Here is a 20,371-nt window from a genome sequence, read left to right as displayed (position 1 = left end):
TCAGCGCGCCGGCGTCAGCCCGAATCCCGCGCCCACCGCCAGGGTGTCGAAGCCCGGGAACGAGGTCGCCACGTTGGCGATGTCGCGCACCAGCACCGCGCCGGACGACAGCTGGCCGGCGATGCAGAAGGCCATGGCGATGCGGTGGTCGCCGTGGCTCTCGATGGTGCCGCCACCGATGGGGCCGCCGTGGATGGTCGCGCCGTCGGGCGTCTCGTCCACCCGCACGCCCAGCGTGCGCAGGCCGGTGGCCATGGCCGCCAGACGATCGGATTCCTTGACGCGCAGTTCGGCCGCGCCGCTGACGATGGTCTGGCCTTGCGCGGCGGCGGCGGCCACGAACAGCGCCGGGAACTCGTCGATCATGTCCGGCACCACGCTTTCGGGAATGCGCGCGCCCTTCAGCGCGGCGTAGCGCACGCGCAGGTCGGCGACCGGCTCGCCGCCGTGTTCGCGCGCATCGTGCACCTCGATGTCGGCGCCCATCAGGCGCAGCGCCTCGAGCAGGCCGGTGCGGCGCGGATTGAGGCCCACCGCCTTCAGCGTCACATCCGAACCGGGAATGATGCTGGCGGCGACCAGGAAGAACGCCGCCGAAGAGAAGTCCGCCGGCACCGCGATATCGGTCGCACGCAGGCGCTGGCCACCGCGCAGGCGGGCGTAGCCTGGCGAGAAGTCGATGTCCACGCCGAAGGCCGAGAGCATGCGTTCGGTGTAGTCGCGCGTGGGGTGCGGCTCGCGCACGGTGGTGTCGCCGTCGGCATACAGGCCGGCCAGCAGCAGGCAGGACTTGATCTGCGCGCTGGCCACCGGCGAGGCGTAGTCGATCCCGTGCAGCGCCTGGCCGCCGTGGATGCGCAGCGGCGGCGTGCCGTCCTTGCGCGTCTCGATGCTGGCGCCCATCTGCGCCAGCGGCGCGGTGACGCGACGCATCGGCCGCCTGGACAGCGATTCATCGCCGATGAGCACGCTGTCGAAGGGCTGCGCGGCCAGCAGGCCGGCGAGCAGGCGCATGCCGGTGCCGGCATTGCCGCAGTCCAGCTCGCCAGCCGGCGCCTGCAGTCCGTCCACGCCCACGCCGTGCACGATGCGCGTGGACGGCGACGGCGTCTCGATGCGCAAGCCCAGCCGTTCGAAGATCGCCGCCGTGGCGCGCGTGTCCTCGCCTTCCAGGAAGCCTTCCACGCGCGAGGTGCCGTCGGCCAGCGCCGCGAACATCACCGCCCGGTGCGAGACCGACTTGTCACCAGGGACGGCCAGCGCGCCATGCAGCGCCGAGCCAGGTTGAGCGATCCAGGATTGCGAGGTCATCGTCTTGTCCAGTCCAGCGGCCCACGCCGCGTTGTGCTTCAAGGTCTTGCTGCCGTTTCACCGCAGCTACCACTAAAACTGCCGCTGTTGCTGTTGCTGTTGCTGTTGCTGTTGCTGTTGCTGTTGCTGTTGCTGTTGCTGTTGCTGTTGCTGTTGCTGTTGCTGTTGCTGTTGCTGTTGCTGTTGCTGCTCCCGCTTTGCCCCCTCATCCGCAGCGGCGCCACCAGCGGGCAAACCCCGCAGGGGCGACGCACATGGATGTGCGTCGTTCCCGGTCGCGGCAGGATGCCGCGTCCGGGAATTCCGCTGGTGGCGCGGATCCTGCGCGCAGCGCAGGGCGCGAGGACGAGCGTGCTTTCTTTTGGTTACTTTTCTTTGCACGAGCAAAGAAAAGTGACTCGTGCCTCGAAGAGGTACGAAAGCTTTTGCCTCAAGCCGCAACCGGCATCAAGGCACCGCCACCGGATACGAACCCAGCACCTTGATCTGCGCCGAATGCGCCTCCAACTCGGCGAGCGCCTGCTTCATCGCCTCGTCCTCCACATGCCCGGCCAGATCGATGAAGAAGCCGTACTCCCACTTGGCGTGATGGCTGGGCCGCGACTCGATGCGGTTCATGCTGATGCCATGACGCGCGAACGGGCTGAGCACGTCGAACAGCGCACCCGGCTTGTCGTGGATGAACACCAGCACCGAGGTGCGGTCGTGACCGGACGGCGGGAAGATCCTGCGGCCCACCACCAGGAAGCGCGTGGTGTTGTCCTTGTCGTCCTGGATCGGGCTCATCACGACCTTCTTCAGGCCATAGGCATGCACCGCGCTCTCGCCGCCAATCGCCGCCGCATCGTCCGCGTTGCGCGCGCGCCGCGCGCCCTCGGCATTGCTCGACACCGGCACCTTCTCGGCCTTGGGCAGGTTGGAGCGCAGCCAGCCGGCGGTCTGCATGAACGACTGCGGATGCGCGTAGATGCGCTCGATGTCGGCGATGCGCCCGCTGCGCGACATCAGGAACTGCTGCACGCGCAGCTCGACCTCGCCGCAGATCTTCAGGTCGGAGGTCAGGAACATGTCCAGCGTGATCTGGATCGTGCCCTGCCCGGAGTTCTCCACCGGCACCACGCCGAAGTCGGCGCTGCCGCTTTCCACTTCCTGGAAGACTTCCTCGATGCTGGCCATGGGCAGCCCCAGGGCCGAGCGGCCGAAGTGCTTGAGCACGGCCTGCTGGCTGAAGGTGCCTTCCGGGCCCAGGTAGCCGATCTTCAGCGGCTCCTGCAGCGCCAGGCTGGAGGACATGATCTCGCGGAACACGTGCACCAGCACTTCGTCGGACAGCGGGCCCTGGTTGCGGTCCACCACCATGCGCAGCACCTGCGCCTCGCGCTCGGGGCGGTAATAGTCCACCGCGGCGGCGAGCTTGCCCTTGGCCTTGCCGACCTGCAGCGAATAGCCGGCGCGCTCGGCGATCAGCGCCTGGATCTCGCGGTCGATATGGTCGATGCGCGACCGCACCTGCGCCAGGTCGAACTCGGGCTCAGCCGGCGAGGCGCTGGCGTCCTTGGCGGATGCCTTGGCCACCTTGGCCGGCTTGCCGGGCTTGGCCGCCTTGGCCGGCAACTTGCTCGGCGCGCTTGCGGGTTTGGGGGTTTTCTTGGTCATTCGAGGTCATCCGTAAAGCGGAATTTGGCGGCTTCTCTGTGGGAACCGCCACGGCGGCGATGAGGCTTCACCGGTAAAGCTCCATCGCCGCCATGGCGGCTCCCACCAGGCCGGCTCCCATAACAGCCAAGCGCGGTGGCTCAGCCATTGCGCCGCTGGAAGTCGTGCATGAAGTCCACCAGCACCTGCGCGCAGGCCACCGGCAAGGCGTTGTACAGCGAGGCGCGCAGGCCGCCGACCGCCTTGTGGCCCTTCAGGCCGATCAGCCCGGCGGCCTTGGATTCGGCCACGAAGCGCGCGGTCAGCGCCTCGTCGGCCAGGAAGAAGGGGATGTTCATGCGCGAGCGCACCGCCGGATGCACGGTATTGCGGTAGAAGCCGCCGGACGCATCGATGGCGCCGTACACCAGCTGCGACTTGGCCGCGCTGCGCCGCGCGAACTCTTCCACGCCGCCCTGGTCCAGCATCCAGCGGAACATCAGCCCGGCCAGGTACCAGTTCCAGGTCGGCGGCGTGTTGAGCATCGAGTCGCGCGCCAGATGCGAGGCGTAGTTGAAGATGTCCGCGCGCGGCTGGCCGGCGCGCTCGAGCAGGTCGCGGCGCACGATTACCACCGCCACGCCCACCGGCCCGAGGTTCTTCTGCGCGCCGGCATAGATCACGCCATAGCGCGACACGTCGATCGGCTCGGAGGCGATCGAGGACGAGAAGTCGGCGAACAGCGGCACCTGCCCCACCTCGGGCGTGTGCCGGAACTCCACGCCATGGATGGTCTCGTTGGCGGTGATGTGCACATAGGCCGCATCGGGCGAGAGCCGCCAGTCCGCGCGCGGCGGGATGTCGGTGAAGCCCTCGGCCTCGCTGCTGGCGGCCACGTGCACGTTGACGTAGTCCTTGACCTGCTTGATCGCGGTCTTGCTCCAGTGCCCGGTGGCCACGTAGTCCACCGTCTGGCCGGGGCTGGCGAAGTTCAGCGCCAGCAGCGCCTGCTGGGTGGTGGCGCCGCCGGGCAGGAACAGCACGCCGTAGTCGTCGGGAATGGTCAGCAGCGTGCGCAGATCGGCCTCGGCGCGTGCGGCGACCTCCATGAACTCGGCGCTGCGGTGGCTGATCTCCACGATCGAGGCGCCCACGCCGTTCCATTCCAGCATTTCGGACTGCGCGTGGCGCAGGACGGCTTCGGGCAGCGCCGCGGGGCCGGCGCTGAAGTTGTGGACGCGGGACATGGCGGCCTCGATCAGGGGGCACATAGTATGCCGCAGGCTGAATCGCCCCACGGCCGCCTTTGCATCCGTCCTGCCGCGATCCGCGTAAGGTGGTTGCAGGCGAATCCATCGCCAGGCGCAAACGCGTGCAACGGCGGGAATTTTTCGCCTGCTGGCGCGTCCCATTGGTTGCCCATGTGACTTTTCGCAGGAGATGCACCGTGTCCCTACGCGACGCCCTCACCCTCAAGGATCACCAGGTCACCGACGAGGCCGTCTACCGCGGCCGTCGCGACCTGTTCAAGCTGGCCGCCGCGCTGCCGGCGCTGGCCCTGGCCGGCTGCGCCGACGCCGATCCGCCCGATGCGCCCAAGACCGTCGTCACGCCCGAGCAGGCCAAGGCCGGCTTCCGCACCAGCGAGACGCTGACCCGCTACGAGGACGTGACCAGTTACAACAACTTCTACGAATTCGGCACCGGCAAGACCGACCCGTCAAGCGCGCCCAAGACGCTGCGCACCTCGCCGTGGTCGGTCAAGGTCTCCGGCGAGTGCGAGAAGCCCGGCACGCTGGCGCTGGAGGACCTGCTCAAGTCCGCGCCGAGCGAGGAGCGCATCTACCGCCTGCGCTGCGTGGAGGGCTGGTCGATGGTGATCCCGTGGGACGGCATCCCGCTGGCCGCGGTGCTCAAGCGCTTCGCGCCCACGGCCAAGGCCAAGTACGTGGCCTTCACCACCCTGGCCGACCCGCGCCAGATGCCGGGCATCGCCTACCGCTCGATCGACTGGCCCTACCGCGAGGGCCTGCGCATGGACGAGGCGATGCATCCGCTGAGCTTCCTGGCCACCGGCGTCTACGGCAAGCCGCTGCCCCAGCAGAACGGCGCGCCGCTGCGGCTGGTGGTGCCGTGGAAGTACGGCTTCAAGAGCATCAAGTCGATCGTGGAGATCCGCTTCGTCGAGAAGATGCCGCCGACCGCCTGGAACGACCTGCAGCCCAACGAGTACGGCTTCTTCTCCAACGTCAATCCGGACGTGGACCACCCGCGCTGGAGCCAGAAGACCGAACGCCGCATCGCCGGCAACGCCAGCAAACTCTTCGCCGAGCGCATCCCTACCCGCCCCTTCAATGGCTATGCCGATCAGGTCGCTTCGATGTATGCGGGGATGGATTTGCGGAAGTGGTTTTGAGTGGGGCGGGGATTCGGGATTCGGGATTCGGGATTCGGGATTCGGGATTCGGGATTCGGGAATCGGGAATCGGGAATCGGGATTCGAGCGAAGCTAGGAGCACTGGCAGAAATAGGCAAGAGGAACTGGTGATCAAGGCGAAGAGCCAGGAACCAAGCGACGTCAGCCTGAGCCGCATGACCCGCCCCCTCCCTTGCGCGCAGCGCAGGGGAGGGTTGGGGAGGGGTGCTTTTCGCGATTAGCCCGAGAGGGAAGCAACAACAGCAACAGCAACAGCCAACCCCTCCCCGGCCCTCCCCTGCGCTACGCGCAAGGGAGGGGGCAGAAGCAGAGCACTGACGCAGACGCTTTCCTCCCGAATCCCGAATCCCGAATCCCGAATCCCGAATCCCGAATCCCGAATCCCGAATCCCCAATCCCCAATCCCCAATCCCCAATCCCCAATCCCCAATCCCCAATCCCCAATCCCCAATCCCCAATCCCCAATCCCCAATCCCCAATCCCCAATCCCCAATCCCCAATCCCCAAAAAATGAAACCCCTCACCCTCGCCAAGCTCGTCGTCCACCTGCTCTGCCTGGCGCCGCTGGCACTGCTGGGCTGGCGCTTCTGGGACGTGTGGCGCAGCGGCAGCGATGCGCTGGGCGCCGACCCGATCGCGCAGATCGAGCATTTCACCGGGCTGTGGGCGCTGCGCTTTCTGATCTTCACCCTGGCCATCACCCCGCTGCGCCAGCTCACCGGCCAGGCGGTGCTGCTGCGCTTCCGCCGCATGCTGGGCCTGTACGCGTTCGCCTATGCCACCGTGCACCTGGCCGCCTACCTGGGCCTGGACCTGGGCGGCTACTGGACCCAGATCTTCGCCGAGATCGTCAAGCGGCCCTACATCACCGTGGGCTTCGCCGCGTGGCTGCTGCTGGTGCCGCTGGCGATCACCTCCACCCAGGGCTGGATGCGCCGGCTCAAGCGGCGCTGGGGCCAGCTGCACAAGGCCATCTACGTCATCGGCGTGCTGGCGGTGCTGCACTTCTGGTGGCTGGTGAAGTCCGACATCCGCGAGCCGGCGCTCTACGCCGGACTGCTCGCCCTGCTGCTGGGCTGGCGCGCCTGGAAGGCGATCAGGCGGGCGCGAACAGCAGCAGCAGCGCCAGCACGCCGGCCAGCACCGCCGCGGCCAGCAGCAGCCACGGCCAGCGCTTCAGCGAAGCCCGTGGCGCCACCGCCGCCGGCGTCGGAGCGCTGACGGTCGTCTCGGAGGCCGCCGGGTCGGACGGATCGGGCTGGCTCCAGGGGATCTCCACCACGAAGCGCGACTGCGGGTCGAAGGCGACCTGGTCGCCGGCGTTCAGCACGGCCTCGTGCACGGGCACGCCGTTGACCACGCTGGTGACCCCGCCCTGCAGATGACGCAGCAGCACACCGCCGGAGACGCGGCCCAGCACGGCGTGCAGGCCGGACAGGTGCGGCGCATCCAGCACGATATCGGCCTCGCGCCCGGCGCCGACGCTGCAGCCGCTGCCGATGGTGAAGGCGCGGCCGTGGTGACGTCCGCCGATGCCGCGCAGGACCACGCGCGGATCCGGCTCGGCCTGGGCCATCGGCGCCGAGGAGGCCGGACGTGGCGCCTGGCCGCGTACCAGCACTTCCACGCCATCGGCGTAGACCGCATCGCCCGGACGCAGCATGGCCATGCGCCGCACCGGACGGCCGTTGACGTGGATGCCGCGCATGCCCGGTGGCACCTGCAGCCACAGGCCGCGCCGGTCCAGGCTGAACTGCACCAGCAGCGCGCCGGGCACCGCATCGCCCACGCCGATGGTGCCGCTGGCTTCGCGCACGATGCGGTGGATACCCGTGCCCAGGGCACGGTCGGCCGTCCGGCCTTGGGGAAAATGGAGACTGAGGTTCTGCACGCGGCCGGGAGACTAGCACGCAGGCCCACAGGTTCGGGCTTCGCAAGGGCGGAGGCGGCACGCGCCTTCCACGGGCGATGCGCGGTTGGGCGACAATGCGCGCTTGTCCTTCGCCAGCCCAGCGCCATGTCCCGCATCGAACTGCAGCATCCCCACCACAAGTCGCCCGAGCAGACCCGCCAGGCCCTGGAAGAGGTGGCCGGCAAGCTGCACGCGCGCTTCGGGGTGAGCCATCACTGGGACGGCGACACGCTGGCGTTCAATGGATCCGGGGTGGACGGGCGCATTGCCATGCAGCCCGGCGCGCTGCATGTCACCGCCGAGCTGGGCTTCCTGCTGTCGGCGATGAAGGGGCCGATCGAGTCGGAGATCCGCCGGGTGCTGGGCGAGCGCTTCGCCTAAACGCCCTGCCCGGCCCATCTTCGACACGGCGCTCACCGGCCGCTGCGGACACTGCCAGGCATCGTCCCGACCGCATCGGAGTGATCCATGGCCACCAGGAAAACCGAGCGCCAGCGCCCGTCCGACTTCGAACCCTCGCTGCATGAGCAGGCCGAGCGCCTGCAGGCGTCGCTGGGCGAATCGGCCCAGCAGATCTGGCTGGCCGGGCTGGGCGCCTTCAGCCGCGCCCAGGCCGAGGGCAGCAAGCTGTTCGACACGCTGGTGCGCGAAGGCAGCAAGGTCGAGGCCCGCACCCGCGACGCGCGCGCCGGCCTGGCCGACGGCGTCGAGGAAGTGCGCAGCCGCGCCGGCGAGACGCTGGGACGCGTGGACCAGGTCTTCCGCGCCCGCGTCGGCGAGGCGCTGAAGGCGCTCGAGGTGCCGACCCGGCGCGAGCTGGGCGCGCTGGCCGACCGCATCGACGCGCTCAACCAGAAGCTGCGCGCGCACAACGAGCGGCCCACCGCCGGCGCGCGGGCGCGCAGGGCGGCGGCCCGTTCCACCCCGCCCGGTCCCGCGCCGGTCCCGCCCCAGGCCACCGAGGACCGGCCGGTGCGCAAGCCGCGCGCCGCGCCTCGACCGGCGCCCGCGGACCCTGCCGCTCCTGGCGACGTGACCGACTAAATCGCCCCTACCCTCCGATGTGCTGCTCGCCCGCAAGCCCGCCATCCTCTTGGCCGACGTATGCCAAGCATGGACTGGCCGCCAGCACGGTTGCCCGTAGAATGCCCCACCTGTTTCAGCGGATGTACGCCTCATGCCGTTCTGGTTGATCGGGACCCTCGTGGCCCTGCTGGTGGGCGTGGTCGCCACTGCCTACCTGTGGCTGGTCCGCCGCCGCCTCGACGAAACCCAGGCCGGCCTGCAGGCGCTGGCGGCGATGCGCTGGCGCGACTTCTCGCGCCTGGTGCTCTCGGCGCTGCAGCTGCGCGGCCTGGAGCGCCTGTCCTTCGAGCCCGAGGATGTCCGCAACCAGCACCCGAGCCTGCTGCTGGGCGATGCCGAGGGCAAGCACTGGCTGCTGAGCTGCAAGCACGGCACCGCCTATCGCATCGGCTCGGTGGCGATCGATGAACTGGCCTCCGAGGCGCGCCTGCGCGGCGCCCAGCACAGCATCCTGGCCACCCAAGGCCTGGTCGACGCCGGCGGTCATGAGAAGGCGCAGCGCTCCAATGTCGAGATCCTGGACGGCGCCAAGCTGTGGGCCGAGGTCAAGCCGATGGTGGACAGCGCGACCGTCCAGGGCATCAGCGGCCAGGCCAACCTGCGCGCGCGCCGCCGCATCGGCCTGAGCTGGATCGCCGCGCTGCTACTCGGCGTGCTGGTCAGTGGGCTGCCTGCCCTGCTCGATTCCGACTCGACGCCCGAGACCGTCGCACCTGCGCCCGTCTCCGCTCCGGCGCATTCGCCAACCCCGGCGCCCGCCGTCAGCACGCCTTCCCAGACACCGGAACCGCCGACCGACGCCGAGCTGGCCCGCCAGCGCGGCGAGGTCGCCAAGGCCCTGGCCAAGGCCGGTGGCCTGCGCCAGCCGGCCTGGATCTCCGGCTCGACGCTGTCGGTGGACATGCTGGCCGACGAGGCCATGGTGATGCCGACGGTCTGCGCCGAACTGGCCAAGTACCCGGACCTGGCGCTCTCGCGCATCCAGCTCAACCCGCGCCCCGACAGCGACGAACGCGTGCGCTGGCGGCAGTGCGAAGCGACGATGAGCGCGCCGGGCCCGGTGCCTGCGCCGACGCCGGGGCGTTAAGCGGCGCCTGTGCCGCAATCGCCCGATGGTCGCCTAATAGCCGAAGAACGTCATTCCCGCGTAGGCGGGAAGTGCTGTTCGGCAGACGCATGTCTGACTATCCAGCGGCTTTCGCAGGAAATGTCGAAGTCTCTCGGTTCCCGCCTGAGCAGGCCCTTTGAGGTTATTCGACGTGCTTGAAGCACGAACGGGTATTTCGGTTGCTTTGGCGCAGCGCAGGAGCAACAGCAAAGTCAAAAGCTCACCCCTCCCCAGCCCTCCCCTTCGCCTTCGGCGAAAGGGAGGGGGCCGGATTGGGTCTTACGATTGCCTTATCTGCAGTCTGATCCTCCGCCGCAGCCCTAGCCCTGCCCTCGTCATTCCCGCGTAGGCGGGAAGTGCTGTTCGGCAGCAGCATGTCTGACTAGCCAGGGAGTTACACACGGCGTCCAAGACGTAGGACGTCTGCGCTCCTCCCACGCGCCCGATCAGCGCCCGCCAGGCGAGAACCGCGCCACCAGGTCGTGGAGTCGCCCAGGAAGACCTGGGTCACGCAGGTCACCGGCTGCTCGCCGCGCCAGGTGCGGCGCTCGATCACCAGGCAGGCGGTGCCGATGGGCACCTGCAGCAGGCGCGCGCGGGCGGCGTCCACGCCGATGGCGCTGATGCGGTGCTCGGCGCGGGTCCAGCTGACGTGCTGCAGCAGCCAGCTGCCCGGGGCGGTCTGCGAGAAGTCCACGTCCACCGCCTGCGGCGCGGCGGCCGGGTTGATCAGGCGGTCCTCCAGCGCCAGCGGCCGGTCGTCGGCCAGGTGCAGGCACTGCAGCGCGAGCACGCGCGCCTGGCCGGCCAGCTCGGCCTCGCGCGCGTCGCCGCGGCGCGGCTTGCGCAGCTGCCGGGCCAGCAGCTGGAACTGGTAGCGGTGGCCGCGTGCGGCGATCTCGAACGGGATGTCCGGGATGTCCAGCGCCACCTGTTCGATATGCGGATGCGGGCGCGCGATGAACGAGCCGGCGCGGCGGCGGCGCTCGATCATGCCGGCGTCGGCCAGCAGGCTCAGCACCTTGCTCACGGTCATGCGCGCGCAGCCGTACTGCGCCATCAGCGCGTGCTCGGAGGGGATGCGGTGGCCCGGAGGCCATTCGCCGCTGTGGATGCGGCCCTCGATGTCGTCGCGGATGCGCTGGTGCAGCGAACGCGCCGGCGCGGGCGAGGCCTGCGGATCGCTCATGCGCGCAGGATCCGGTCCAGCGCCGCGGCGTAGCGATCGGCCACCGCCGCGGCGTCGACGTGGCGGCCGTCGCGCACGACCAGCCGGCCCTGACGCCAGACCTGGCGCACCGCGCCGCGGCGGGCGGCGAACAGCCAGCTGTCCAGCCACGCATCGCCCTGGCGCGCGCGCAGCGCCGGATGGTCGGAATCCAGCTCCACCAGGTCCGCGGCGGCGCCGACCCGCAGGCCCGCCTCCACGCCCAGCGCCTGCGCGGCGCCTTGCAGGGCCTGTTCGAACAGCCAGCGCCCGCTGGACACGCCCTGCCCCTGCGCGAGCACGTTGCGCCCGCGCGTGACCAGGCGCTGGCCGTACTCGAGCAGGCGCAGCTCCTCGGCCGCATCGATCAGCACATTGGAATCCGAGCCCACGCCGAAGCGGCCGCCCGCGCGGGCGAAGTCGCGCATCGGGAACAGGCCGTCGCCCAGGTTGGCCTCGGTGATCGGGCACAGGCCGACCACGGCGCCGGCCTCGACCATGCCCTGCACTTCGTCCGCTTCGACGTGGGTGGCGTGCACCAGGCACCAGCGCGCGTCCACCGGCGCGTGGTCCAGCAGCCACCGCACCGGGCGCTGGCCCGACCAGGCCAGGCAGGCCTCCACCTCGCGCGTCTGCTCGGCGATATGCAGATGCACCGGGCCGCGGGTCAGCGGCAGCAGCGCGGTCAGCTCCTCGGGCGTGACCGCGCGCAGGCTGTGCGGGGCCAGGCCGAGCACGGCATCGCCCAGCGGCGCGATCGCCGTGGCACTGGCCTCCAGCAGGCGGGCGAACCCGTCCACGGTATGGATCAGCCGCGCCTGCGCGGGACTGGGCGGCGCACCGCCGAAGTCGGCGTGGGCATAGAACACCGGCAGCAGGGTCAGGCCGATGCCGCTGGCCTGCGCGGCCGCGGCGATGCGCGTGGCCATCTCGCCGGGATTGGCACAGGGCCGACCCTCGGGGCCGTGGTGCAGGTAGTGGAACTCGCCCACTCGGGTGAAGCCGGCCTCCAGCATCTCCACATAGGCCTGCTCGGCGATGGCCTGCAGGCTGTCCGGGTCCAGCCGCTGCACGAAGCGGTACATCAGCTCGCGCCAGCTCCAGAAGCTGTCGCCGGCCGCGCCGCCGACTTCGGTCAGGCCCGCCATGCCGCGCTGGAATGCGTGGCTGTGCAGGTTGCCCAGGCCGGGCACGGCCACGCCCAGGCGCACATCGCCCGGCTGTGCGGCGCTGCTCGCCTGCACCGAGGCGATGCGCCCGCCCTGCGTGCACACGCGCACCGCGCGCGCCCAGCCCTCGTCCAGCAGGGCGTGATCGATCCAGAAGCAAGCGGCTGGCGCCATCGGGGTTCCTCGACTGGACAGGCTGCAAAGGCCGGTCTTATTGTATAGACAAATGCGCTCCTGACGAGATGCCATGCCCCTGCGCTGCGACACGCTCTGGCACCACGCCCACCTGGCCACGCTCGATGCCGACGACGGCACCCTGGGCGTGCTGCGGGACGGCGTGATCGCCGCACGCGAAGGCCGCATCGTGCATGTCGGCCCGGCCGATCGGGCGCCGGACTTCGACGCGGCCACGCGCATCGATTGCCAGGGCCGCTGGATCACGCCGGGCCTGATCGACTGTCACACCCATCTGGTCTATGCCGGCAACCGTGCCGGCGAGTTCGAGCAGCGCCTGGCAGGCGCCAGCTATGCCGACATCGCCCGCGCCGGCGGCGGCATCGTCTCCACCGTGCGCGCCACGCGCGCGGCCGATGACGACGCGCTGATCGCCGCCAGCCTGCCGCGCCTGGACGCGATGCTGGGCGAAGGCGTGACCACGCTGGAGATCAAGTCCGGCTACGGCCTGGACCTGGAGCATGAACGCAAGCAGCTGCGCGTGGCCCGGCGCCTGGGTGAGCTGCGCCGGGTGGAGGTCGTGCCGACCTTCCTGGGCGCGCACGCGGTGCCGCCCGGCGTCGAGGCGCAGGCCTATATCGATGAGGTCTGCGGGACGATGATCCCGGCGGTCGCGGCGCAGGGCCTGGCCGAGGCGGTGGACGTGTTCTGCGAGGACATCGCCTTCTCGCCGGCGCAGGCGCGGCAGGTGTTCGAGGCCGCGCGCGCGCATGGCCTGAAGCTCAAGATCCACGCCGAGCAGCTCAGCAACCAGCACGGCGCCGCGCTGGCCGCGCAGTACGGCGCGCTCTCGGCCGACCATATCGAGCATCTGGACGCCGACGGCGTCGCCGCGATGGCCGCGGCCGGCACCGTGGCCGTGCTGCTGCCGGGCGCGTTCTATTTCACCCGCGACACCTTGGTGCCGCCGATCGAGGCGCTGCGCGCGGCCGGCGTGCCGCTGGCGCTGGCCACCGACTGCAATCCCGGCACCAGCCCGCTGACCAGCCCGCTGCTGGCGATGAACCTGGCCGCCACGCTGTTCCGCATGACCGTGGACGAGTGCATCGCCGGCTTCACCCGGCATGCCGCGCGGGCGCTGGGGCGACAGGACCGGCTGGGCCGGCTGCGCGCGGGCTTGGACTGCGACCTGGCGATCTGGGACATCGACGCGCCGGCCGACCTGGTCTACCGCATGGGCTTCAACCCGCTGCATGCGCGCGTGTGGCGCGGGCAGCCGGCATGAGGCCGTTTTTCGTACAACCCGAACGACCGGAGCATTCCGCGTGACCGACTCTCTTATGCTGCGCCCCGGCGCGGTCAGCCTGGCGCAATGGCGCGCCGTCTATCGCGGCGCGGCCGTGCGGCTCGATCCCGCCTGCCACGAGGCGGTCGCGCGCAGCGCGCGGACCGTGCAGGCCATCGTCGACACCGGCGCGCCGGTGTACGGCATCAATACCGGCTTCGGCAAGCTGGCCACGGTGCGCATCGCCGATGCCGACCTGGCCACGCTCCAGCGCAACATCGTGCTCTCGCACGCCGCCGGCGTCGGCGAGCCCATGCCCGCGCCGGTGGTCCGGCTGATGCTGGCGCTGAAGCTGGCCAGCCTGGCGCAGGGCGCCTCCGGCGTGCAGCCGGCCACGCTGGCGCTGCTGGAGGCCATGCTCCAGCGCGACGTGCTGCCGCTGGTGCCCTGCCAGGGCTCGGTCGGCGCCTCGGGCGACCTGGCGCCGCTGTCGCACATGGCCGCGGTGATGATCGGCACGGGCGAGGCGTTCTTCGAGGGCCAGCGCCTGCCGGCAGGCGATGCGCTGGCGCGGGCCGGCCTGGCACCGTGCGTGCTTGGCGCCAAGGAGGGCCTGGCCCTGCTCAACGGCACCCAGTATTCGACCGCTTACGCGCTGGCGGGGCTGTTCGAGATCCAGACCGTGTTCCAGGCCGCGCTGGTCACAGGCGCGCTGTCCACCGAGGCGGCCAAGGGCTCGGACACCCCGTTCGACCCGCGCATCCACGCCCTGCGCGGCCAGCCCGGGCAGATCGCCGTGGCCGACGCGCTGCGCGCGCTGATGGCCGGCAGCGCCATCCGCGAATCGCACCGCGAGAACGACGTGCGCGTGCAGGACCCGTATTGCCTGCGCTGCCAGCCGCAGGTGATGGGCGCGGCGCTGGACGTGATGGGCGCGGCGGCGCGCACGCTGGAGATCGAGGCCAACGGCGTGTCCGACAACCCGCTGGTGTTCACCGACACCGGCGAGGCGCTCAGCGGCGGCAATTTCCACGCCGAGCCGGTGGCCTTCGCCGCCGACATGCTGGCCATGGCCGTGTGCGAGATCGGCTCGATCAGCGAGCGCCGCATCGCCATGCTGGTCGACCCGGCGCTGTCGGGGCTGCCGGCGTTCCTGACGCCGCGACCGGGTCTCAACTCCGGCTTCATGATCCCGCAGGTCACCGCCGCGGCGCTGGTGTCGGAGAACAAGCAGCGCGCGATGCCGGCCAGCGTGGATTCCATCCCGACCTCGGCCAACCAGGAAGACCACGTCTCGATGGCCGCGCACGGCGCGCGCCGGCTGCTGGACATGGCGCGCAACGCCGCCAACGTGGTCGGCATCGAGCTGCTCGCCGCCGCGCAGGGCTGCGATTTCCATGCGCCGCTGGCGTCTAGCGCCGCGCTGGAGTCGGTGCGGGCGCTGCTGCGCGCGCAGGTGCCGACGCTGCAGGAAGACCGCTATTTCCACCCGGACATGGTGGTCGCGACGGCGCTGGTGCGCGGTGGCGCGCTGGTCGAGGCGGTCGGCGCGGACGGTCCGGAGCTGCCGGGCGTGGATCGGGCGGCGTGAGCGCGCTGCAGCGAGGTTCCGGCATGGCGCGCAAGTCACTGGATCCCCGCGTTCGCGGGGATGACGGGCTGAGTATTCGTCGGACTGTGGGAGACATGCGCGGATGAGCGACCTTCCCGAGTGGCTGGAACTTCATCGCGGCGCCGCGCCGCTGATCGTCAGCTTTCCGCATACCGGGACCGAGCTCCCGGCCGGGCTCGAGGGCGACTTCGTCTCGCCCTGGCTGGCACGGCGCGATGCGGACTGGCATGTGCACCAGCTCTACGCCTTCGCCCGCGCGCTCGGCGCCACCACGCTGCGCACCGCGATCAGCCGTTCGGTGATCGACGTCAACCGCGACCCGTCCGGCGCCTCGCTGTATCCGGGCCAGAACACCACCGGCCTGTGCCCGACCACCACCTTCGACGACCAGCCGCTCTACCGGCAGGGGCTGGCGCCGGACGAGGCCGAGATCGCGCGCCGGCGGGAGACCTGGTTCGCGCCGTACCACGATGCACTGGCCGCCGAGATCGAACGCCTGCGTGCGCAGCACGGCTGCATCGTGGTCTACGACGCGCACTCGATCCGCTCCCGCATCCCGCACCTGTTCGAAGGCGAGCTGCCGCAGTTCAACATCGGCAGCAACGACGATCGCGCCTGCGACGCGGCGCTGACCGACGCGGTCGAGCGCGTCTGCGCGGCCAGCGGCCTGCGCCATGTGCGCAACGGCCGCTTCAAGGGCGGCTGGATCACGCGCCACCACGCCCGGCCCCAGCACGGCGTGCATGCGATCCAGATGGAGCTGGCCTGCCGCGGGTACATGGACGAACCCGATCCGGTCACCCCCGAGAACTGGCCCACGCCGTTCTCGCAGGCCCGCGCGCAGGCCGTACAGGACACGCTGCGCGAGGTGCTCGCCGCCTGCCTGGACTTCGCAGGCACCCATCCCCTCGCCCACCGCGCGCCCGCCGTGGGCGCATCGTCCCATCACCAGGACTCACCATGACCCGTCGCGATCCGTCCCGCCGCATCCACGCTCCAACCGGCCCCGCGCTCACCGCCAAGAGCTGGCTGACCGAGGCACCGCTGCGCATGCTGCAGAACAACCTGCATCCCGACGTGGCCGAGCGCCCGGAGGAACTGGTGGTCTACGGCGGCATCGGTCGCGCCGCGCGCGACTGGGAGAGCTTCGACACCATCATCGAGACGCTCAGGCGCCTGGACGACGACCAGACCCTGCTGGTGCAGTCGGGCAAGCCGGTCGGCGTGTTCCGCACCCACGCCGATGCGCCGCGCGTGCTGATCGCCAACTCCAACCTGGTGCCGCGCTGGGCCAACTGGGACCACTTCAACGAATTGGACAAGAAGGGCCTGGCCATGTACGGCCAGATGACCGCCGGCAGCTGGATCTACATCGGCGCCCAGGGCATTGTGCAGGGCACCTACGAGACCTTCGTGGAGATGGGCCGGCAGCACTACGGCGGCGACCTGTCCGGGCGCTGGCTGTTCACCGGCGGCCTGGGCGGCATGGGCGGCGCGCAGCCGCTGGCCGCGGTGATGGCCGGCGCCTCCTGCCTGGCGGTGGAGTGCCGCAAGAGCAGCATCGACATGCGCCTGCGCACCGGCTACCTGGACACCTGGACCGATTCGCTGGACGAGGCGCTGCGCCTGATCGAGGCATCCTGCCAGGCCCGGAAGCCGCTGTCGGTCGGCCTGCTCGGCAACGTCGCCGACGTGCTGGCCGAGCTGCTGGAACGCGGCGTCAAGCCGGACCTGCTCACCGACCAGACCTCCGCCCACGACCCGGTCAACGGCTATCTGCCGCAGGGCTGGAGCGTCGCGCAGTGGGACGACAAGCGCGTGTCCGCACCAAAGGAAGTCGAACGGGCCGCGCGCGCCTCCATGGCCCACCACATCCGCGCCATGCTCGGCTTCCATGCCCTGGGCGTGCCGACCGTGGACTACGGCAACAACCTGCGACAGATGGCGCTCGAAGAAGGCGTGGCCAACGCCTTCGACTTCCCCGGCTTCGTCCCCGCCTACATCCGCCCGCTGTTCTGCCGCGGTGTCGGCCCGTTCCGCTGGGCCGCGCTGAGCGGCGACCCGGAGGACATCGCCAGGACCGACGCCAAGGTCAAGGAGCTGATTCCCGACAATCCGCACCTGCACCGCTGGCTGGACATGGCGGCCGAGAAGATCAAGTTCCAGGGCCTGCCGGCGCGCATCTGCTGGGTCGGCCTGGGCGACCGCGATCGCCTGGGGCTGGCCTTCAACGAGATGGTCGCCAAGGGCGAGCTCAAGGCGCCGGTGGTGATCGGCCGCGATCATCTGGACAGCGGCAGCGTGGCCTCGCCCAACCGCGAGACCGAGGCCATGGCCGACGGCTCGGACGCGGTCTCGGACTGGCCCCTGCTCAACGCCCTGCTCAACACCGCATCGGGCGCGACCTGGGTGTCGCTGCACCACGGCGGCGGCGTGGGCATGGGCTTCTCCCAGCACGCCGGCATGGTCATCGTCTGCGACGGCACCGACGCCGCGGCCAGGCGCATCGCCCGCGTGCTGTGGAACGACCCAGCCAGCGGCGTGATGCGCCATGCCGACGCCGGCTACGACATCGCGATCGACTGCGCGCGGGAGAAGGGCCTGGATCTGCCGGGCATTCTGGGGTGAGCGCTGAGGTGGGTGGGACGTCACGCGATGTCGTCGCTGCGCGCGGACGTCCATGGGTTCCCGCTTTCGCGGGAACGACGAGTCTGTTTCTCTGGGCAGACCGTTCTTGCAAGAATGCCGTCGGCAGCCTATCAGCCGCTATGGACTGCGGTCCGTGCGGCGACACCTGCCGCACGCGCACTGGGCTACCCTGCCCCGCCGCCTTCCGCCCCGCCGTATGTCCCTGTCCACCTCCCACACCTACCGCCTGGCCCTACGGCCGACCGACGAACACACCAGCTCGGCCGAGCTGATGCGCACCGCGCAGCGCGTGCTGCTCTCGCTGGACGCGCGCGGGGTGTCGATCGTCCACCTGCGCCGCCCGCCGCTGCAGGACGCGCAGGGGCTGTACGTCGAAGCCGTGGCCGCCGGCCCGGAGGACTGGTACCGCGACGTGGACGATGCGCTGCTGGCCGAGGGCCTGCGCAGCGAGCTGCAGCCCTGACGCCGCCGCAAACCGCCAGCGCCGCCTGAAACGACAACGGCCCGGTCTTGCGACCGGGCCGTTGCATCTACACCGCGATGCGCCGGATCAGCGCTTGCTCACGCCCATTTCCTGCAGCAGGTTGTCGGCGTGGTCCAGGTGGTCCATGACCCACAGCATGTAGCGCACGTCGACCTGGATGGAGCGGTTGAGCTTGGGATTGAACAGCCAGTCGCCGCTCACCGACTCCCAGTTGCCGTCGAAGGCCAGGCCGACCAGCTGGCCGTTGCCGTCCAGCGCCGGCGAACCGGAGTTGCCGCCGGTGATGTCCAGGTCGGCCAGGAAGTCCACCGGCAGCGTGCCCTGCTTCTTCGAGGCATACGGACCGAAGTCCTTGGCCTTGATCGCGTCCAGTTCCGCCTTGGGGGCGTTGAACGGCACCTCGCCGGTGGCCTTCTCGACGATGCCCTCGGCGTGGGTGAACGGCGCATAGCTCACCGCATCGCGCGGCGCCACGCCCTGCACGTTGCCGTAGGTGACGCGCAGCGAGCTGTTGGCATCCGGGTAGACCGGCAGCTTCTGCGAATCCTTCCAGGCGATCATCGCCTGCATGTAGCGCGGGCGCAGCTTGGACAGCACGCCATCGCGCGTGTCGGCCTCGTCTTCCAGGGTCTTCAACTGCGGCAGCAGGGCCGCAGCCAGCTTGAGCATGCTGTCGTCCTGCGCGGCCAGCGTCTTGGCGTCGTCCTTGAAGTAGGCCAGGCGGGCCTGGCCGTCGCCCAGCTTGCTGCCGGCGTACAGCGCGGCCACCTTGGCCTTGATCGCCGCCTCGTCGCGCGCCCCGCCCAGCCAGGCGTCCAGCGCCGGCAGGCGCTGGGCCTGCGGCAGCTTGACGTAGCGCAGCAGCGCATAGGTCAGGAACTGCTGGTCCACGCCGGCGTCGTAGCGGCGGTCCATCTGCTTGAGCGCGCCCTCGATGCGCGCCTCGTCGCGCTGCTGGTAGCCCGGCTCGCGCTCCATGTCCGGCTTGGCGCGCTCACCGGCCAGGCGGGTCAGGCGCAGCCCGGTGGAGAACAGCGCCGAGCGCTGCAGCAGGCTCAGGTCCAGGTCGCGATCGCGCGTGGCGGCGGTGCCGGCCAGCACCTGCTTGAGCTGGGCGATGTCGCCGGCCGGGGCCTTGGCATCGCCGTCCTTGCGCGCGGCCAGCCAGGCGTCCAGCTGCGCTTCCTGCTGCTGCTTGACCGCCACCGCGTCGGCGCGGCGCAGGCCTTCGAGCTGGCCGCCGAAGTTCTTCAGATAGTTGTTGAGGCCGGCCACGGTGTTTGCGTACTTCACCCCGACTTCCGGCTTGGCCTTGGACGCGGCATCGATGATAGCCAGGCTGTCCTGGTAGATCTTGATCTGGGTCGGGTACTGCCAGTCGATGGCTGCCTGCACCTCCTGCGCCAGGCGATAGCGGTTGGTGCGGCCCGGGTAGCCGACCACCATCACGTAGTCGCCCTCCTCCAGGCCCTGCGGATTGACCTTCAGCACATGCTTGGGCTGGTAGGGCACGTTGTCCTTGGAGTATTCGGCGGACTTGCCGTCCTTGGACACGTAGGCGCGCAAATAGCTGAAATCGCCGGTGTGGCGCGGCCACATCCAGTTGTCGATGTCGCCGCCGAACTTGCCGATCGACTCGGGCGGCGCGTAGACCAGGCGCACGTCCTTGATCTCCAGCTGGCGGATCAGCTGATAGCTGTAGCCGCCGTGGAAGGTGTAGACATCGCAGCGGTAGCCGTCGCGCTCGCAGCCCTTGACCTGCGCCTTGATCGCCTGCTCGATCGCTTTGTAGCGATCCAGCGGCGCCATGTCCTCACGCAGGCCGCCGGTGATCTCCTTGGTGACGTCGCGGATCTCCTCGGTGACGAACACGCGCATGTCGGGCGAACCTGGCAGTTCCTCGCCGACGCTCCTGGCCAGGAAGCCATCCTCGATCAGGTTCTTCTGCGGCGTGGAGTTGTACTGCAGCGCGCCGTAGGCGCAGTGGTGGTTGGTGACCACCAGGCCCTGCGGGCTGACGAAGGAAGCCGTGCAGCCGCCCAGGCTGACGATGGCGCCCATCGGGTAACCGGTCAGATCGGTCAGCGCGGCCGGATCGAGCTTGAGCCCGTGCGCCTTGAGATCGCCGGCGATCTTGGGCAGCTGGGCCGGCTGCCACATGCCTTCGACGGCCAGGGCGGAGGGAATGCAGGTGGCGGCGATGGCGGCCGACAGCAGGAGACGACGCATGAGAAACCTTTCCGAATTGTTATTTAGTAACACTAGCCTGCGCCGCGCGCGAACCCATGTGCCGTTGGTCACT

15 protein-coding genes and 2 pseudogenes are annotated in these 20,371 nt (G+C 70.1%); 10 read left to right on the top strand and 7 right to left on the bottom strand.

The window, feature by feature from the left end; all coding sequences use genetic code 11:
- The 3 genes from aroA to serC form a co-directional block, all read right to left on the bottom strand.
- Window positions 1-1,311 (bottom strand): 3-phosphoshikimate 1-carboxyvinyltransferase, encoded by a 1,311-nt coding sequence (aroA, locus tag MWN52_RS08645; RefSeq protein ID WP_286577478.1) that lies wholly within the window; start codon window positions 1,309-1,311, stop codon window positions 1-3.
- A gap of 447 nt (window positions 1,312-1,758) precedes the next feature.
- The gene (pheA, locus tag MWN52_RS08640; protein ID WP_286577477.1) at window positions 1,759-2,967 is read right to left on the bottom strand and encodes a prephenate dehydratase; all 1,209 of its coding nucleotides are present in this window, start codon (window positions 2,965-2,967) and stop codon (window positions 1,759-1,761) included.
- 140 nt (window positions 2,968-3,107) lie between these two features.
- Entirely contained in the window at window positions 3,108-4,193 is a 1,086-nt protein-coding gene (gene serC / locus MWN52_RS08635; RefSeq protein ID WP_286577476.1) for a phosphoserine transaminase, read from the bottom strand.
- Window positions 4,194-4,393: 200 nt separating this feature from the next.
- Between serC and msrP the strand changes: the two genes are divergently transcribed.
- Together msrP and msrQ are read left to right on the top strand one after the other, a co-directional pair.
- On the top strand, window positions 4,394-5,362 hold the full coding sequence (gene msrP, locus MWN52_RS08630) for a protein-methionine-sulfoxide reductase catalytic subunit MsrP (protein WP_286577475.1): 969 nt from the start codon (window positions 4,394-4,396) through the stop codon (window positions 5,360-5,362).
- Window positions 5,363-5,893: 531 nt separating this feature from the next.
- Window positions 5,894-6,604, top strand: a complete 711-nt coding sequence (msrQ, locus tag MWN52_RS08625; RefSeq protein WP_286577474.1) for a protein-methionine-sulfoxide reductase heme-binding subunit MsrQ — start codon at window positions 5,894-5,896, stop codon at window positions 6,602-6,604.
- A gap of 139 nt (window positions 6,605-6,743) precedes the next feature.
- On the opposite strand, the pseudogene MWN52_RS19555 reads toward msrQ, so the two are convergent.
- Window positions 6,744-6,959, bottom strand: a pseudogene (locus MWN52_RS19555) (FHA domain-containing protein); the annotation flags it as partial.
- A 441-nt stretch (window positions 6,960-7,400) separates the two neighbouring features.
- On the opposite strand from MWN52_RS19555, the gene MWN52_RS08615 reads away from it, so the two are divergent.
- The 3 genes from MWN52_RS08615 to MWN52_RS08605 all read left to right on the top strand — a co-directional run bounded on the left by MWN52_RS08615 (window position 7,401) and on the right by MWN52_RS08605 (window position 9,468).
- Window positions 7,401-7,676 (top strand): polyhydroxyalkanoic acid system family protein, encoded by a 276-nt coding sequence (locus MWN52_RS08615; protein ID WP_130519643.1) that lies wholly within the window; start codon window positions 7,401-7,403, stop codon window positions 7,674-7,676.
- A gap of 87 nt (window positions 7,677-7,763) precedes the next feature.
- Window positions 7,764-8,339, top strand: coding sequence for a phasin family protein (locus MWN52_RS08610; RefSeq protein WP_286577473.1), 576 nt, complete (start codon window positions 7,764-7,766; stop codon window positions 8,337-8,339).
- 133 nt (window positions 8,340-8,472) lie between these two features.
- On the top strand, window positions 8,473-9,468 hold the full coding sequence (locus MWN52_RS08605) for a restriction endonuclease (RefSeq protein WP_286577472.1): 996 nt from the start codon (window positions 8,473-8,475) through the stop codon (window positions 9,466-9,468).
- A 467-nt stretch (window positions 9,469-9,935) separates the two neighbouring features.
- Here MWN52_RS08605 and hutC read toward each other — a convergent pair.
- Window positions 9,936-10,678: pseudogene (gene hutC / locus MWN52_RS08600) on the bottom strand (histidine utilization transcriptional repressor HutC).
- Window positions 10,675-12,039: a formimidoylglutamate deiminase gene (locus tag MWN52_RS08595; protein WP_286577471.1), complete on the bottom strand. Its 1,365-nt coding sequence runs from the start codon at window positions 12,037-12,039 to the stop codon at window positions 10,675-10,677. The pseudogene hutC and the gene MWN52_RS08595 overlap by 4 nt, the downstream one beginning before the upstream one ends.
- A gap of 79 nt (window positions 12,040-12,118) precedes the next feature.
- Here MWN52_RS08595 and hutI point away from each other — a divergent pair, with 79 nt between their 5' ends.
- The 5 genes from hutI to MWN52_RS08570 all read left to right on the top strand — a co-directional run bounded on the left by hutI (window position 12,119) and on the right by MWN52_RS08570 (window position 18,048).
- Window positions 12,119-13,324: an imidazolonepropionase gene (gene hutI / locus MWN52_RS08590; RefSeq protein WP_286577708.1), complete on the top strand. Its 1,206-nt coding sequence runs from the start codon at window positions 12,119-12,121 to the stop codon at window positions 13,322-13,324.
- 55 nt (window positions 13,325-13,379) lie between these two features.
- Complete coding sequence (gene hutH, locus MWN52_RS08585) at window positions 13,380-14,915, top strand: histidine ammonia-lyase (RefSeq protein ID WP_425608117.1); 1,536 nt, start codon at window positions 13,380-13,382, stop codon at window positions 14,913-14,915.
- Between the two features lie 103 nt (window positions 14,916-15,018).
- A complete protein-coding gene (gene hutG / locus MWN52_RS08580) occupies window positions 15,019-15,900 on the top strand; it encodes an N-formylglutamate deformylase (protein WP_286577469.1) in 882 nt (293 codons plus the stop codon).
- A complete protein-coding gene (gene hutU, locus MWN52_RS08575) occupies window positions 15,897-17,564 on the top strand; it encodes a urocanate hydratase (protein ID WP_286577468.1) in 1,668 nt (555 codons plus the stop codon). Before hutG ends, hutU begins: the two co-directional genes overlap by 4 nt.
- 217 nt (window positions 17,565-17,781) lie before the next feature.
- A complete protein-coding gene (locus MWN52_RS08570) occupies window positions 17,782-18,048 on the top strand; it encodes a hypothetical protein (RefSeq protein ID WP_286577467.1) in 267 nt (88 codons plus the stop codon).
- 87 nt (window positions 18,049-18,135) lie between these two features.
- Here the strand turns inward: MWN52_RS08570 and MWN52_RS08565 are convergent, their stop codons facing one another.
- Window positions 18,136-20,298, bottom strand: a complete 2,163-nt coding sequence (locus tag MWN52_RS08565) for a S46 family peptidase (protein ID WP_286577466.1) — start codon at window positions 20,296-20,298, stop codon at window positions 18,136-18,138.
- Window positions 20,299-20,371: the final 73 nt, after the last annotated feature.

It is taken from the genome of Pseudoxanthomonas winnipegensis, from assembly GCF_030322905.1.
GTDB lineage: Bacteria > Pseudomonadota > Gammaproteobacteria > Xanthomonadales > Xanthomonadaceae > Pseudoxanthomonas_A > Pseudoxanthomonas_A winnipegensis.
The sequence above is the reverse complement of the archived record's forward strand: the minus strand, read 5'-3'. Positions and strand labels throughout refer to the sequence as shown.